Origin of the sequence: Kineococcus rugosus (genome assembly GCF_050871975.1) — a bacterium.
GTDB lineage: Bacteria > Actinomycetota > Actinomycetes > Actinomycetales > Kineococcaceae > Kineococcus.
Genome location: NZ_JBJLSJ010000013.1, coordinates 46,287 through 60,474, shown reverse-complemented (window position 1 = coordinate 60,474; position 14,188 = coordinate 46,287). Strand labels below are relative to the sequence as shown.

18 protein-coding genes are annotated in these 14,188 nt (G+C 76.9%); 8 read left to right on the top strand and 10 right to left on the bottom strand.

Annotated features, from left to right (window positions below; genetic code table 11):
- Nucleotides 1-25: 25 nt before the first annotated feature.
- From ACRYM6_RS09435 to ACRYM6_RS09420, 4 genes are read right to left on the bottom strand one after another with little or no spacing between them, the layout of a single operon-like run.
- Nucleotides 26-538 (bottom strand): hypothetical protein, encoded by a 513-nt coding sequence (locus ACRYM6_RS09435; protein ID WP_432542608.1) that lies wholly within the window; start codon nt 536-538, stop codon nt 26-28.
- Nucleotides 535-1,083: a hypothetical protein gene (locus ACRYM6_RS09430; RefSeq protein WP_432542607.1), complete on the bottom strand. Its 549-nt coding sequence runs from the start codon at nt 1,081-1,083 to the stop codon at nt 535-537. Before ACRYM6_RS09430 ends, ACRYM6_RS09435 begins: the two co-directional genes overlap by 4 nt.
- Before the next feature lie 48 nt (nt 1,084-1,131).
- Nucleotides 1,132-1,656: an adenylyl-sulfate kinase gene (locus tag ACRYM6_RS09425; RefSeq protein WP_432542606.1), complete on the bottom strand. Its 525-nt coding sequence runs from the start codon at nt 1,654-1,656 to the stop codon at nt 1,132-1,134.
- 9 nt (nt 1,657-1,665) lie between these two features.
- Entirely contained in the window at nt 1,666-2,601 is a 936-nt protein-coding gene (locus ACRYM6_RS09420) for an AraC family transcriptional regulator (protein ID WP_432542605.1), read from the bottom strand.
- Nucleotides 2,602-2,704: 103 nt separating this feature from the next.
- Here ACRYM6_RS09420 and ACRYM6_RS09415 point away from each other — a divergent pair, with 103 nt between their 5' ends.
- The gene (locus tag ACRYM6_RS09415) at nt 2,705-3,577 is read left to right on the top strand and encodes an NmrA family NAD(P)-binding protein (protein ID WP_432542604.1); all 873 of its coding nucleotides are present in this window, start codon (nt 2,705-2,707) and stop codon (nt 3,575-3,577) included.
- Nucleotides 3,574-4,002 (top strand): anthrone oxygenase family protein, encoded by a 429-nt coding sequence (locus tag ACRYM6_RS09410; protein WP_432542603.1) that lies wholly within the window; start codon nt 3,574-3,576, stop codon nt 4,000-4,002. The genes ACRYM6_RS09415 and ACRYM6_RS09410 overlap by 4 nt, the downstream gene beginning before the upstream one ends.
- A 17-nt stretch (nt 4,003-4,019) precedes the next feature.
- Here the strand turns inward: ACRYM6_RS09410 and ACRYM6_RS09405 are convergent, their stop codons facing one another.
- A complete protein-coding gene (locus ACRYM6_RS09405) occupies nt 4,020-4,484 on the bottom strand; it encodes a GNAT family N-acetyltransferase (protein WP_432542602.1) in 465 nt (154 codons plus the stop codon).
- A 75-nt stretch (nt 4,485-4,559) separates the two neighbouring features.
- Between ACRYM6_RS09405 and ACRYM6_RS09400 the strand changes: the two genes are divergently transcribed.
- The 3 genes from ACRYM6_RS09400 to ACRYM6_RS09390 are packed head-to-tail and all read left to right on the top strand — an operon-like array spanning nt 4,560 to nt 6,085.
- Nucleotides 4,560-4,865: a hypothetical protein gene (locus tag ACRYM6_RS09400; protein ID WP_432542601.1), complete on the top strand. Its 306-nt coding sequence runs from the start codon at nt 4,560-4,562 to the stop codon at nt 4,863-4,865.
- On the top strand, nt 4,862-5,458 hold the full coding sequence (locus ACRYM6_RS09395) for a hypothetical protein (RefSeq protein WP_432542600.1): 597 nt from the start codon (nt 4,862-4,864) through the stop codon (nt 5,456-5,458). Before ACRYM6_RS09400 ends, ACRYM6_RS09395 begins: the two co-directional genes overlap by 4 nt.
- A gap of 21 nt (nt 5,459-5,479) precedes the next feature.
- Nucleotides 5,480-6,085, top strand: coding sequence for a hypothetical protein (locus ACRYM6_RS09390; RefSeq protein WP_432542599.1), 606 nt, complete (start codon nt 5,480-5,482; stop codon nt 6,083-6,085).
- A 31-nt stretch (nt 6,086-6,116) separates the two neighbouring features.
- Here the strand turns inward: ACRYM6_RS09390 and dxs are convergent, their stop codons facing one another.
- Nucleotides 6,117-8,060, bottom strand: a complete 1,944-nt coding sequence (gene dxs, locus ACRYM6_RS09385; protein WP_432542598.1) for a 1-deoxy-D-xylulose-5-phosphate synthase — start codon at nt 8,058-8,060, stop codon at nt 6,117-6,119.
- A 156-nt stretch (nt 8,061-8,216) separates the two neighbouring features.
- On the opposite strand from dxs, the gene ACRYM6_RS09380 reads away from it, so the two are divergent.
- Together ACRYM6_RS09380 and ACRYM6_RS09375 are read left to right on the top strand one after the other, a co-directional pair.
- Nucleotides 8,217-8,900 (top strand): DJ-1/PfpI family protein, encoded by a 684-nt coding sequence (locus ACRYM6_RS09380; protein ID WP_432542597.1) that lies wholly within the window; start codon nt 8,217-8,219, stop codon nt 8,898-8,900.
- 35 nt (nt 8,901-8,935) lie between these two features.
- On the top strand, nt 8,936-10,234 hold the full coding sequence (locus ACRYM6_RS09375) for an alpha/beta hydrolase family protein (protein ID WP_432542596.1): 1,299 nt from the start codon (nt 8,936-8,938) through the stop codon (nt 10,232-10,234).
- On the opposite strand, the gene ACRYM6_RS09370 is transcribed toward ACRYM6_RS09375, so the two are convergent.
- From ACRYM6_RS09370 to ACRYM6_RS09355, 4 genes are all read right to left on the bottom strand, one after another.
- The gene (locus ACRYM6_RS09370) at nt 10,221-10,682 is read right to left on the bottom strand and encodes a GNAT family N-acetyltransferase (RefSeq protein ID WP_432542595.1); all 462 of its coding nucleotides are present in this window, start codon (nt 10,680-10,682) and stop codon (nt 10,221-10,223) included. The genes ACRYM6_RS09375 and ACRYM6_RS09370 overlap by 14 nt on opposite strands.
- Nucleotides 10,683-10,768: 86 nt before the next feature.
- The gene (locus tag ACRYM6_RS09365) at nt 10,769-11,977 is read right to left on the bottom strand and encodes a serine hydrolase domain-containing protein (RefSeq protein WP_432542594.1); all 1,209 of its coding nucleotides are present in this window, start codon (nt 11,975-11,977) and stop codon (nt 10,769-10,771) included.
- A gap of 14 nt (nt 11,978-11,991) precedes the next feature.
- Nucleotides 11,992-12,675 (bottom strand): Pr6Pr family membrane protein, encoded by a 684-nt coding sequence (locus ACRYM6_RS09360; RefSeq protein WP_432542593.1) that lies wholly within the window; start codon nt 12,673-12,675, stop codon nt 11,992-11,994.
- A 44-nt stretch (nt 12,676-12,719) separates the two neighbouring features.
- The gene (locus ACRYM6_RS09355) at nt 12,720-12,962 is read right to left on the bottom strand and encodes a DUF6458 family protein (protein ID WP_432542592.1); all 243 of its coding nucleotides are present in this window, start codon (nt 12,960-12,962) and stop codon (nt 12,720-12,722) included.
- A 176-nt stretch (nt 12,963-13,138) separates the two neighbouring features.
- On the opposite strand from ACRYM6_RS09355, the gene ACRYM6_RS09350 reads away from it, so the two are divergent.
- A complete protein-coding gene (locus ACRYM6_RS09350; RefSeq protein ID WP_432542591.1) occupies nt 13,139-14,188 on the top strand; it encodes a cell wall-binding repeat-containing protein in 1,050 nt (349 codons plus the stop codon).

Here is a 14,188-nt window from a genome sequence, read left to right as displayed (position 1 = left end):
CAACGCCTCAGTGCATGCAGAACGGTCACGGCTCGACCAGGGGGACCGCCGACGCGGCGACCTGCGCGAGACCGTCCAGCCGCAGCGTCGTCGACGCCCCCGGCAGCGCCGGGCCCCAGGACACGTCGACCGTGACGCACCCGTCGGCGGGCAGCCCGGGCACGCGCAGCTCGCAGGAGACGTGCCGCTCCCCCACCGCGTAGGCGGTGTGGTCACCCCGCTCCCACAGCGGGAAGCGCTGCCGGTGACCGTCCACGGTCACGTGCACGACCGGCTCGTCGGGCGCGGCCGGGAACTCCTGCCACCGCCGGCTCTGCTCGGCCGCCTCCTCCTCGCTGCGCGGCGGCGGGTTCTCCGGGAGCACGGCGACGTCCCGGCAGTGGGCCACGAACCACAGCTTCAGGCCCTCGGGGAACGCGAACACGCACCGCAACCCGACCCCGATCCCGGGGACGCGGGCCAGCACCACGGGGCCGTGCGCGAGCGCCCCCAGGCTGCCCCACGTCCCGAACGGTTCCTCGGCCTCCCAGGGGTTCACGCCAGCACCTCGGGGAACCGGGGGAAGTAGCGGGGGTCGGTGAGGGTCAGCACGGTCGTGGTGGTGGGCAGGCCCACCTCCGGCCAGCCCGCCCGCACGGTCACGGTCCCGTCCTCCCCGGGGCGCGGGTGCCGTGGGCCGGCGATCCACGGGAAGGGGAGCCAGAGGTCCATCGAGATCGTCACGGCCGGTTCGATCGTCCCGGCGTCGGGGTTCCCCCGGCCGTGGCTCCAGGTCGAGTGCAGCAGCCACTCGACCTCCCGGAGCTCACCGCCCTCGAGCACCTCGAACCGCAGGACGCTGTGCGGGCGGGGCGGGCGGGCCGGCACGCGACCGCGGCTGCGGCCGCGGCCGCTGCGGGGCCGCAGGCTGACGTCCTCGACGTCTCGGGCAGCCGGGCCCACGGCCTTCAGGTCGGTGGACAGCACCATCCCGTCGGGGTACCCGAAGGCGCACCGCAGCCCGACGCCGATCCCGGGGCCGCGGGCCAGCACCGCGGGCCCGTGGACGACGACGCCCAGCCCCTGCGCGAACGACCGGCTCACGCCCCCACCCGACCACGCGGGCCACCGCCCGCGCCACCCCGGCGGGGGTCAGGACCAGCCGACGGCGCGGGCGACCGCGGCGGCCACCGCGGCCGGTTCGTCGTGCGCCCGGACGTCCACGACGACGTCCCCGATCCCCGCCGAGTGCAGGATCGCGTCGAGCTCGGAACTGCGGTGCAGGTGCCAGTCGAGGGCGGGTTCGTCACCGGCGTGCCGGACCTGCAACCGGTCCGCCACGACCGTCAGGTCCGGCCGCAACCGGCACACCGTCAGCGGGACCCCGACCGCGTCCTCGTACAGCCCGCGGTGCGCCGGGTCCTCCAGCACCCCCGCCAGCACGAGCCGCACGGCCCCGGCGGCCCGGTGGTTGCGGGCCACGTCCCGCAGGTTCGCCAGTTCCAGCCGCTCGTGGAAGGGGTCGTCGGGCGGGCTGGGCCAGGCGTCCCGCAGGGCGTCGAGGTCGACGACCGCGTGCGGCACCCCCGCGGCCTGCAGCACCACCCCGAGGGCGTGCGCGGTCGTGGTCTTGCCGGAACCCACGGTCCCGGTGAGCAGCAGAGCGGCCGGAGTCACCCGGGGAACCTAACCCGTCGCCGCCGCCGCGCGGTGGTCGCGCGGGCTCGTCCCGAACTGCCGGGAGAACGCCGCGCTCAGCGCGTACGGCGACCCGTACCCGACCCGCCGGGCGACCGCGGCCAGGGTCGTCCCCGGGTCCAGGAGGAGGTCGGCGGCCAGGTCCAGCCGCCAGGTGGTGAGGTACCCCATCGGGGGCTGCCCCAGCAGGGCCGTGAAGCGGCGGGCCAGCGTCGCCCGGCTCGTCGCGACGGCCGCGGCGAGCGAGGCGGTGGTCCAGGGGTGCTCGGGGCGGGTCTGGAGCAGCCGCAGCGCCGGCCCCACGACGGGGTCGGCCGCCGCGACGTACCAGCCCGGCGCGTCGTCGGCGGCGTCGAACCAGGCCCGCAGCGCCGACACCAGCAGCAGGTCCAGCAACCGGTCCAGCACCGCGTCCTGGCCGGGTGCCTCCTGCACGACCTCCCGCGCGAGCCAGTCCAGGACGGGACCGGTCGCGGCGTCGGCGCGCAGCACGACCAGGCGCGGCAGCGCGCCCAGCAGCCGCCGGCTGATCGCGCCGTGCTCGGCGTAGGTGCCGGTGACCAGGCGGGTGGTGGGGCGGTCGCTGTTCCCCCACACCCGCGCGCCCCGCCAGGTCAGCGGCACCTCGACGCCGTCGAGGGTGGTGCAGCGCTGGTCGGCGTCGACGAGAGCCTGCGGCGCGGTGCCGGGGTCGTCGGCCACCGCGTAGGGCGCCGGGCCGCGGACCACCGCGACGTCCCCGGGCGTGATGCGCTGCGGTGCAGCGCCTCCGCACAGGACCCAGGCGGAACCGGTGACGACGGCCACCACCGTGAGCGGGGCGCGGTCCTCCACCCGCAACGCCCACGGGGGTTCCAGGTCGCAGCGCAGCACGAACGCCCCGCGGGCACGGGGACCGGCGAGCAGGTCCGCGAGGGGGTCCATGTCCCCACCGTAGGGCGGGACCCCGGCACCGTGAGACGCCCGCGCATGCGCGTGCGGCCGTGGACCATGTCCGGCGCGCACCCACCGGGGGTTCGCTGGGTCCATGACCACCACGACCACGACCACCACGACCACCGACCCCACCCCCACCGCGCCGACCGGACCCGTCCTGGTGCTCGGCGGCACCGGCACCACCGGCCGCCGGGTGGCGCAGCGGCTGCGCGAGGCCGGGCACGACGTGCGGATCGCCTCGCGCGCCGGGCGGCCGCCGTTCGAGTGGGCCGACCCCGCGACGTGGGGTCCGCTCCTGGACGGCGCGTCCGCCGCGTACGTCGCGCACGCCCCCGACCTGGCCGCCCCCGGCGCCCCCGACGTCGTCACCGCGTTCGCCCGGGAGGCGGTGCGGTGCGGCGTGGACCGCCTGGTCCTGCTGTCCGGCCGCGGTGAGGAGGAGGCCCGGCGCGCCGAGGACCAGGTGCGCCGCGCCGCCCCCGGTACGGTCGTCGTGCGCGCCAGTTTCTTCATGCAGGACTTCGACGAGAAGCTCCTCGTCGACCAGGTCCGCGCCGGGCTCGTGCGTCTGCCCGTGGGGGCGGTGCGCGAACCGTTCGTCGACGCCGAGGACGTCGCCGCCGTCGCCGCCGTGGCCCTCACCGACCCCCGGCACGCCGGGACGACGTACGAGGTGAGCGGGCCGGAACTCCTCACGTTCGCGCAGGCCCTGGCGCTCGTGTCCGCCGCCACCGGCCGCGACGTGCGGTTCCAGGAGATCCCCGTCGACGAGCACCGCCGGGAACTGCTCGGGCAGGGCGTCCCGGCCGAGGTGGTGGACCTGCTGACGTACCTGTTCACCGAGGTCCTCGACGGCCGCGGCGAACGGCTCAGCCGCGGCGTGCAGGACGCGCTGGGCCGCGAACCGGGGAGTTTCGCCGACTACGCCCGGCGGGCCGCCGCGACCGGGGCGTGGGACCGGTGAGGGTCCTCGCGCTGGCGTGCGGCGTCGCGTGCGCCGTGGTGGGCGGGGTGTTCTCCGCCTTCTCCGCGGTCGTCCTGCCTGCGCTGCACCGCCTCCCCGACGCGGACGCGGCCCGGGCGATGCGGTCGGTCAACGAGCTCGCCGTGCGGTCGGCGTTCGTGCCGGCGCTGTTCACCACCGCGGCGGCCGTCACCGCGCTGGGGTTCCCGGCCGTGCGGCGCGGGGACGGCCGGCTCGTGGCGGGGTGCGCGGCGTACCTGCTCGGGGTCGTCGTCGTCACCGTCGTCGCGAACGTCCCGCTGAACGACCGGCTCGCCCGCCGGGAGACCGGTTTCGCCGGGTTCGCGCGGCCGTGGGCGAGGTGGAACCACGTCCGCGCCGTCGCGGGGGTCACCGCCGCGGTGCTGCTGCTCACCCGTCCCTGACGGGTCCGGCGGTGGGTTCACGTCCGTGGCGGCCGGTGCAGGTAGACGTCCACCGGGTCCTCCCGGTCCAGCCCGAACCCGTGCCGCTCGTACAGGCGGCGGGCGTCGCTGCCGCGCAGCACGTCCAGGCGCAGCGTCGTCCCGGTGGCGTCGGCGGCAGCCGTGACCGCCCTCAGCACGCCCGTGCCCAGGCCCCGGCCCCGCACCGCCTCGTCCAGGTAGAAGTGCTCGATCCACACCCCGTCGGGGGCCGGGCGCAGGGTCAGGGACCCGGCGAGCCCGTCCGGGCCGGTCAGGACGCGGGTGGTGCGCGGCGCGAAGGCCGACAGGAACCACTGCCGCACCCGCACCTCGTCGTAGCGGCCGAGCCGTTCCAGGCTGGGCCGCAGGACGGTGGCCCGCAGCTCGGCGATCCGCGGTCCGTCCACGGGCCGGGCCGGCGACCACGCGAAGGGGGCCGGTGCGGGCAGCGTCACGTCCACGCGGCCAGCCAACCAGACGACCGGACGTCAAGGGATTCTTGACAAGCGACAAGGCGTCAAGGCAATCTTGACGACATGACCGCTCCTGACGGCACCACCCCCACCCGGCAGCGCCCCCGCACCAACCACGTCCTCGCCCTGATCGCCCCCGCCCTCCTCTGCTTCCTCGTGGTCGGCATCGGCTTCCGCTCCGGCGACAGCGGCGAAGGGTCCGACTGGCCCTTCGTGGCGGGCGTGGCCACCGGCGCCCTCGTCGCCGGGCTGCTCCTGCTCCTCGGCGCGCGCCGGCTGGCCGCCGCCCGCCGCGCCCGGCAGGACGCCGCGACCCTGGACGCCCTCGAACCCCTCGGCCCCGCCGCCCCTCGCGGTGAGCAGCGGTGAGCAGCGTCGTCCCCGACACCACCCCGCTGACCGAGGACGAGGTCCGCGCGCTGCGCGAAGCCGTCGCCGAAGCGGTGCTGTCCACCCCCACCGGCCTGCGCGACACCCTCGGCGACGACCCCGACGCGGCCCTGCGCCTGGTCGCCGCGACCCGCGTCGCGGCCGAGGAGACCTCCCGGCTGCTGCGCGAGGCCGTCGCCGGCGCCCGCAGCGCCGGGCACCGCTGGGACACCCTCGGCACCCTGCTCGGCGTCAGCAAGCAGGCCGCGCAGCAGCGCTTCGGCACCCCCACCCGCCCCGACCCGGCGCCCGGCGAGGCCGGCACCCGCGAACGCGAGGTGCTCTCCCCCATCACCTCCCTGGAGGAGATGGCGGTCCTGGCCGACTACGGCCGCCGCGGCTGGCACGTCGTGGACTACGGCACCCTCTTCCACGTCGTCGAGGCCTCCGACACCCAGTGGGAGCACCACCGCCAGCCGTGGACCCCCGGCGCGCGCCGCCGCCTGGAGGCCGAGGGCTGGACGCTGGTCAAGACCATGACGTTCCCCTGGGGCTACTACAAGCGCCCGCTCGACCTGCCCGCGCAACGCTGACCGGTGCGGCAGGGTGCGGGGGTGAGCCTGTCCGTCTGCCGCACCCCCTCCGTCGCCGACTGGATCACCGGGAGCACCCGGCCCTGGCACCAGCTGGTCGCCCTGGGCCCGGCGGGTCTGCCCGCGTACGCCCGGCTGCGGTTCCTGCCCGACCCCACCCACCCCGGGCAGGGCGAGGGCGACGTGGAGTTCGACGAGGGCCCGGACGCGCCCAGCGAGAACGACCGGATGCGTTCCGCCGCAACGATTCTCGCTGCCCACACGAGCACCCCCGACGAGTGCTTCTTCGCCGTCTGGGACGGCTGGGGCCTCGTGCCCACCGACCCGGCGACCACGCGCATCGAGGTCCCGAACCGCGGGTACTCCCTCTTCCGGGGCGCGGTGCCCGACTTCGGCGACGGGCGGGAGTGGAGCCGGGTGTTCAACCCCCCGCCGTACCCGTGGCGCGCCGGGCCCGACCCGGCGTTCACGTGGCCGCGGGACCGCGCGTGGTGCCTGACGAAGGACGTCGACCCGCACTACGCCACCATCGGCGCCTCCCGGGCGGCGGTCCGGGAACTGCTGGACCACCCCGACCTGGACGTCGTGCCCCTGGAGCCCGGCGAGGAACCGCCCCACTACCTGTGACCCGGCCGCACCGGCCCGCGCACCGGCCCGGTCAGTCCCCCAGCTCGGTCCACGACGGCTCGGGGTCCCGCAGCGGCCGCGCCTGCGGCAGCCGGGTCCCGATGACCTGGTCGATGATCCGGTGCGCGATGGACTGCGGGTCCAGGCCCGCGTCGCGCAGGATCTCGGCGCGCGAGGCGTGGTCGAGGAACCGGTCGGGCAGGCCGAGCTCGGTCACGCCGGTGTCGACGTCGGCGGCGCGCAGGTCCTGCCGCAGCCGCGTGCCCACGCCGCCGACCCGCACCCCGTCCTCCAGGGTGACGACGAGCCGGTGCTCGCGGGACAGCTCCACCAGCGAGACCGGGACCGGGACCACCCAGCGGGGGTCGACGACCGTCGCGCCGATGCCCTGGGCCGCCAGCAGGGCGGCGACCTCCAGGGCCGTCGTCGCCAGCGCGCCGACGGCCACCAGCAGCACGTCCCGGCCGTCCTCGGGGGCCTGCGTCAGCACGTCCACGCCGTCGGGCAGCCGGTGCTCGGCGGGGACGTCGTCCCCGACGGACCCCTTCGGCCAGCGCAGCACGGTGGGGGCGTCGTCCACGGCGACCGCCTCGGCCAGCTCCTCGCGCAGCGTCGCGGCGTCGCGGGGCGCCGCGATGCGGATGCCGGGGACGACCTGGAGCAGCGCCAGGTCCCACATCCCGTGGTGGCTGGGCCCGTCCGGGCCCGTGACGCCCGCGCGGTCCAGGACGAACGTGACCCCGGCCCGGTGCAGCGCGACGTCCATCAGGACCTGGTCGAAGGCGCGGTTCAGGAACGTCGCGTAGAGGGCGACGACGGGGTGCAGCCCGCCGTAGGCCAGGCCCGCGGCGCTCGTCACGGCGTGCTGCTCGGCGATCCCCACGTCGAACACCCGGTCGGGGTGGCGCTCGGCGAAGCCGTGCAACCCGGTGGGCCGCAGCATGGCCGCCGTGATCGCCACCAGGCGGGGGTTGCGCTCGGCCAGCTCCACCAGCTCGTCGGAGAACACCGACGTCCACGACCGGCCCGAGCTGGCCTCCAGGGGTTCGCCGGTGGTGGGGTCGATCCGCCCCACGGCGTGGAACTGGTCGGCCTGGTCGCGCAGGGCCGGCTCGAAGCCGTGGCCCTTCTCGGTGATGACGTGGACCAGGACGGGCGTGCCGTAGTCGCGGGCCTGCCGCAGCGCCTGCTCCAGCGCCTCCTGGTCGTGCCCGTCGACGGGCCCGACGTACTTGATGTCGAGGTTGGAGTACAGCGCCTCGTTGTCGGTGAACCGGGCCAGGAACCCGCGCATCCCGCCGCGCAGACCCCGGTATACCGCCCGCCCGGGCCCGCCGAAGCGCGCCGCCACGGCCTGGCTGCCCTCGTGCAGCCTCCGGTACTCCCGGCGCGTGCGGACGGTGCTGAGGAACCGCGCCATGCCGCCGATGGTGGCGCCGTAGGAGCGGCCGTTGTCGTTGACGACGATGATCAGCCGCCGGTCGTTGTCGTGGGAGATGTTGTTCAGCGCCTCCCACGTCATGCCGCCCGTCAGGGCGCCGTCGCCGACCACGGCGACGACCGTGCGGTCGGACTGCCCGCTGAGCCGGAAGGCGCGGGAGATCCCGTCGGCCCACGACAGGGACGCCGAGGCGTGCGAGGACTCCACGATGTCGTGCTCGGACTCGGCGCGCTGCGGGTACCCGGCCAGGCCGCCGCGCTCACGCAACCGCGAGAAGTCCTGCCGGCCGGTGAGCAGCTTGTGCACGTAGGACTGGTGCCCGGTGTCGAAGATGAACGGGTCGCGCGGGGAGTCGAAGACGCGGTGCAGGGCCAGGGTCAGCTCCACCACCCCGAGGTTGGGCCCCAGGTGCCCGCCGGTCTTGGCGACCTCCGCGACGAGGAACCGCCGGATCTCAGCGGCCAGCTCCGTCAGCTGCGCCGGGGTGAGACCCTCGAGGTCGCGGGGGGACCGGATCTGTTCGAGCAGGGTCACGGGTGCTCCTCTCGTCTGCCCAGGCAGCTTAGGTCCCGGGCGGGCGACGGCAAGCCGCGCGGGGGCGCCGCGCCACCCACCGGTGGCAGGAAGTGGACGGGTCCTGACCCTCCCGCCCCTGTCCCCGGGCCGGGCACGCCCACGACCCTGGGACGCGTGACCCAGCCCGCTCCCCCGCCGCGCCGCGTCGGCATCGTCCTGTTCGACGACGTCGAGGTGCTCGACGCCTGCGGCCCCTTCGAGGTGCTCTCGGTGGCCGACCGCGTCGCCGCGCGCGCCGGGCGGCCCGCCCCCTTCGAGGTCGTCCTCCTCGCCACCGGCGACCGCCCGGGGGTCCCGGGGGTGCGGGCGCGCGGCGGCCTGCGGCTGGGCGCGGACCACCGCCTCGCCGACGCCCCCGCCTGCGACGTGGTCCTGGTGCCGGGCGGCGTGGTCGACGCCGCCGCGCGGGACGGGGAGCTGCTGACCTGGCTGGCCGGGGCCCGCGCCCACGCGGAGCTGGTGGCGTCGGTGTGCACGGGCGCGTTCGTCCTGGCCGCCGCCGGGCTCCTGGACGGGCGCCCGGTCACGACCCACTGGGAGGACGTGGCGGACCTGCGGGCCCGCTGGCCGCACCTGCGGGTCGTGGAGGGCGTGCGGTTCGTCGACCACGGGGACGTGGCGACCAGCGCCGGGATCAGCGCCGCGCTGGACCTGGCCCTGCACCTGGTGGAGCGGCTGGCCGGGCGCGACCTGGCGCTCGCCACGGCCCGGCAGATGGACTACGCGTGGCGGGACGAGCCGCACCCGGGTGGGCCCGTCGGTGGACGCGCCGCCGGGGAACCTCACCCCGTGGCCTGACGTGCCGCCCCGGGCCGGTCCGGGACAGTTCCCCCGTGCCGGCGGACGTGGGGATGTGGGGGGCGGTCCTGGGGGCCGCGGGGTGCGTGGGGTTCTCCCTGGGGAGGAGGCGCGCGGCCGCGCGGGTGGCGGCGGTGGTGACCGTGGCCGGGGTGGTGGTCGCGGCGTTCGACGGCGGGTTCCGCTGGCAGCTCCTCCCGCTGCTCGTCGCCGTCGCCGTGGCGCTCGCCGCGACGTCCGCCGGGTCCTCCCGTGCGCGGCGGCTCACGGCGGTGCTGGGCGTCGCGGCGGTGGTGGCGGGCGCGGGGGCGGTGTGGGCGTTCCCCCCGCTGCGGCTGCCCGCACCGTCGGGGCCGCACCCGGTGGGGACCACGGAGCTCTCCTGGCCGGGGCCGCCGGCGGAGTCGGGGCAGGCCGCGGGCTGCCCGTCGTCCGGGGTCGTCGCGCAGGTCTGGTACCCGGCGGCGACCGCCGGGGGTGAACCCGCCCCGTACCTGGGGCGGGACCGGGACGAGGCCCGGCAGGTGGCGGGGGCGCTGGCCGGCACGTTCGGGGTGCCGGGGTTCCTGCTGCACGAGGCCGAGGTCGGGCGGGGGCGCGCGGTCGCGGGGGTCCCGGCGGCGGCGGGCCGGTTCCCGGTGGTGCTGTTCTCCCCGGGCAACCTCGGGGTGCGGCGGCAGGGCTCCGCGTGGGCCACCGACCTCGCCGGCCACGGGCACGTCGTCGTCGCCCTCGACCACCCGTGCGACTCCGCGGTCGTGGTGGGCGCGGACGGCCGGGCGGTCCGGTCCACGGTCGGCGCCACCGGGGACGACGCCCGGGACGAGGCGAACGCCGACGCCCAGGTGACGGCGCGGGCGCGGCAACTCGTCTCGGCGCTGGACGAGCTCACCCGGCGCGACGCCGCGGACCCGGTCCTGGGCGGGCACCTGGACCTGGGGCGCGTCGCCGCGACGGGGCACTCCCTCGGTGGGGCGGCCGCGCTGCGGGCCGCGACGCTGGACGACCGGATCGACGCCGTCGTCGACGTCGACGGGTTCCCGCGCGGGGCCGCGGGGATCGACGTGCCGGTCCTCGTGCTGGTCGCCGGGCGCGGCACCGGGGACGCGGCGAACGACGCCGAGTACGCGCGGGCGGTGCGGGAGGTGACGGCCGCCTCCCCCGACGGGCGGGTCGTGGAGGTCCCCGGCGCCTCGCACCTGACGTTCACCGACGCGCCGCTGTTCCTGCCGCCGGTCCCGGGCCTGGTGGGCTCGCTGGGGCGCGAGGGGGCGGTCGCCGCGACGGCGGGCCCGACGCGGGAGTTCCTGGCGGACGTCCTCACCCCGTCGTGAACTCCCCCGCGTAGACCATCAGCAGTTCCCCGGAACCGTCGCCGGGACGGCCCGCGACCGGCACGAAACCCGCCCGGCGCCACGCGCGGACCGCGCGCAGGTCGTCGGCCGCCGGGTCCACCGTGAGGTCGCGCCAGCCGCGTCGGGTCAGTTCCGCCGCGAGCGCGCGGGCCACCGCCGGTCCCAGGCCCCGGCCCTGGGCGTGGGCGGCGAGGAACATGTCGAGCCCGCACCGGTCGCCGTCGTGCCACGCCTGGACGAGGCCGACCGGCCCGTCCGCGGTCTCGACGAGGTGGACGACGACGTCGGGCAGCCGCGCGCCGGTGTACTTGGCGCGCACGTCCTCGATCGGCACGGGCGCCCCGCCCCACCCGCGGTGCACCCGTTCGTCGTCCAGCCAGCCGGTGATGGTCGCCGCGTCGGCGGGCCCGGACAGGCGCAGGCGCACCCCGGGGCCGACCGCGAGTTCCGCGGGGTAGCTCCAGGCCGCGCGCCGACGGTGGCCCCGTGCGGGCGCGCCGGCACCCCCGGCGCTCACCCGCAGGTCGCGGCGAGCCCGGCGACGACGGCCCCGTTCGCGGGGGTCGTCACGGGGTCGGCGGCGGGGTCGACGGTGGTGCCGGTCCACACCAGGGACGCCTGCCGCTGCCCGTCCGGGGAGGACAGCGCGAGCGCGCGGTACCCGACGCCGTTGCCGCGCTGGCCGAACACGAGCGCGGGGGCCTGGCCCTCCGGCGGCGGGAACGTCCCGCACGGGTCGCCACCGGCGAGCAGGCCGAGGCCGTACCCCTCCACCCCGATCGCCTGCATCTGCGCGACGCCCCCGGGGGAGACGAGCTCCCCGGAGAACAGGGCGCGGAAGAAGGCGTCGAGGTCGGGGGCGGTGGACACGACGGCGGCACCGGCCCCCCACGCGGAGGGTTCCTGGGCGGTGGTGTCGAAACCCCCGGGCCCGGGACCGGTGTCGGGGAACTGGTAGCCGCGCAGGGCGTCGGCGGGCATCGAGGGGTCGTCGGGGTAGGTGGTGCCCGTCATCCCGGCGGGTTCGAACACGCGCTCGCGCAGGACGGTGCCGAGGTCGTCACCGGTGACGTGCTCGACGAGCATCCCGAGGACGTCGTAGTTCTCGTTGGAGTAGGAGAACCCCGCACCGGGTTCGCCGGTCCAGGGCAGGGCGAGGGCGGCCTCGACGCGTTCGGGCGGGGTCCAGGTCCGCTGCACCGACGCGACGAGCGCCTGCGCGGAGGACGTGTCCCACCCCACCGACGGCAGGCCGCTGGTGTGGGAGAGGAGCTGGCGCACGGTGATCCCGCGGTCGGCGGGCAGGACACCGGGCAGCACGGAGTCCACCGGGTCGTCGAGGCCGAACTCGCCGTCCTCGGCGAGCTGCACGACGACGGTCGCGACCATCGACTTCGTGACGCTCGCGACCCGGGTGGGGGCGTCGACGGCGGGGGCCCGGTCGGCGCCGGGGCCGCCCGCGGGGCCGAGGGCCCCCGCGGTCCCGGCCCAGGTGCGGTCGCCGTCGCGGACGTGCAGGACGGCGCCGACGGCCCCGGCGGCGACGACGGCGTCGAGCGCGGAGCGCACCGTCGCGGGCAGCGGTTCAGCGGCTCCAGCGGTGGCGGTGGCGGTGGCGGTGGTCGAGGGGGCGGCGGGGGGTTCGACGCTGGACGCGCTGGAGCACGCGGTCAGGGTCAGGGTGAGGGCGGCGCAGAGGGTCAGGACGCGACGGTCGGCCATGCCCCGATCCTTGATCAACGGCTGTCGGTCCGCACGCCCACCGGTGTCCCCGGGACCGGCCGCATCCGCCCGTCCAGCTGGTGGAACAGGACGAGCAGCAGCACCGACAGCAGGACGACGACGCCGGTGCCGCCCAGCGCCGGCCAGAACCCGAGCTCACCGGCGTCGAGGAACGGGTAGGGGTACCAGCCGGTGACGGCGCCGCGCACGAACGTGTACGCGATCCACGCCAGCGGCCAGACCAGGGCCCACGCCACGACGCGGCCACCGCCGCGCGGGCGCGGCCCGAACAGCAACCACCCGACGACGGCCATCACCGGGGAGACGTAGTGGAAACCGGCGTTGATCCACCAGGCGACCCCCGTGGGATTCAGGTGGGGGGCCAGGACGGCGCCGAACACCAGGCCGGTGACGGTGATGCCGAGCAGCGCGTCGAGCCGCAGGACCCGCCACAGGCGCCCGTCGCGGGCGGGGTCGACCGCGAGGGTGAGGGCAGTGAGCAGGACGAGCAGGTTGCTCTGGACGGTGAAGAAGCTGAGGAACCGCACGAACCGGGCACCCAGCGGCACGGCCCCGGCCTCCCCGGAGTTCGCGTCGGCGCCCCCGTCGAGCAGCAGCACCGTCTGCGCGACGAGGGAGGCCGCGACGACGACGGCGAGGACGGCGTGCCAGGCGCGGGAGGCGGCGGGAGAACTCACCCGGTCATCCTGCCGGGGCGCCCGGTGCGGGGGGAGGGCGTCCCTCAGAGGCCCCGGTCGGTCGTGCGGCGCACCGCCTCGCCCGTCACGGGGTCGACGCCGGTCCGGGTGGTGGTGGACCGGGTGCGGGGCCGGAACAGGGCGAACTCGAGCACGATGCCGAGCACACCGACCACCATGAGGATGACGCCGACGACCGACAGGTCGATGCCGGACAGCGAGACGGTGACGGCGAAGGTGAGGATCGCCCCCACCGCGATCAGGAAGATGCTGGTTCCCAGGCGCATCCCCCCAGACTGCTGGGGACGGGCCGGGTCCGCGCGCTGGAGCCCGCGGCGTCACCCCGTCCGCAGGACCGACCGGGTGAACCCGGTGCTCAGGACCACCGCGCGCACCGCCGGTGATCTAGCTTCGCGGCACCAGCGGCAGAGCCGCCGCACAGATCGCACCGGAGGAACCCACCATGCGCCGCCGCCAGCTCTCCGCCCTCACCGGCGCGACCCTCCTCGCCACCTGCGCCCTGGGCGCGACCGCGGCCCAGGCCGCCGAACCCACCCCCGGCGCTCGGACGGTGGTGCCGAAGGTCGGCACCCCCTTCCCGTACGTCGGCCTCGTCCGCGCCGCCGGGGCGGACCGCTACGAGACCGCCGCCGTCATCGCCCAGGGTTCCTTCGCCCCCTCGGCCGGTTCCACCGTCTTCATCACCAGCGGCGAGGCCCCCGCCGACGCCCTCACCGCCGGCCCCGCCGCCGCCTCCCTCGACGCTCCCCTGCTCCTCACCCGCGCCGACGCCCTGCCCGAGGCCACCGCCGACCAGCTGGCGCGCCTGACCCCCGGCACCGTCTACGTCGTGGGCGGCAGCGACCGCGTCTCCGCCACCACCCTCGCCGCGATCGCCGCCGCCGCACCCGGCGCCACCGTGCAGCGCATCGCCGGCACCGACCGCTACGACACCGCCGTGCAGATCGCGGACAGGTTCTTCCCCGGGGCCGACGGCGTCGTCCTCACCCGCGGCGACACCTTTCCCGACGCCCTGTCCGGCGGTGCCGCCGCCGCGGCGGCCGGCGTCCCGCTGATGATCACCGAGCCCGGGCGACTGCCCGCCCCGGTCAGCACCTGGCTCGCGGGCCGGACCTTCGAGGCCAGCGTCGTCGTCGGCAGCCCCGCCTCCGTCAGCGAACCCGTCGCCGCCGCCCTCGCCACCCGCACCACCGACCCCGCCGCCGCGACCCGCGTCGCCGGCGCCGACCGCTACGACACCGCCGCCGCCGTCGCCGCCGAGCTCTTCCCCGACGCCGTCACCGCCGTCATCGCCACCGGCGACGACTTCCCCGACGCCCTCGCCGGGGTTCCCGCCGCGGCCCTCAACGCGGCCCCGGTGCTGCTGCTGCCGCAGCAGTGCACGCCCGTCTCCGTGTACGACTACCTGGCGGGCAGCCAGGTCAGCAGCGAGATCATCCTCGGCGGCCCCACCTCCGTCACCCCCGAGGCCCTCACCACCAACTGCGCCTGA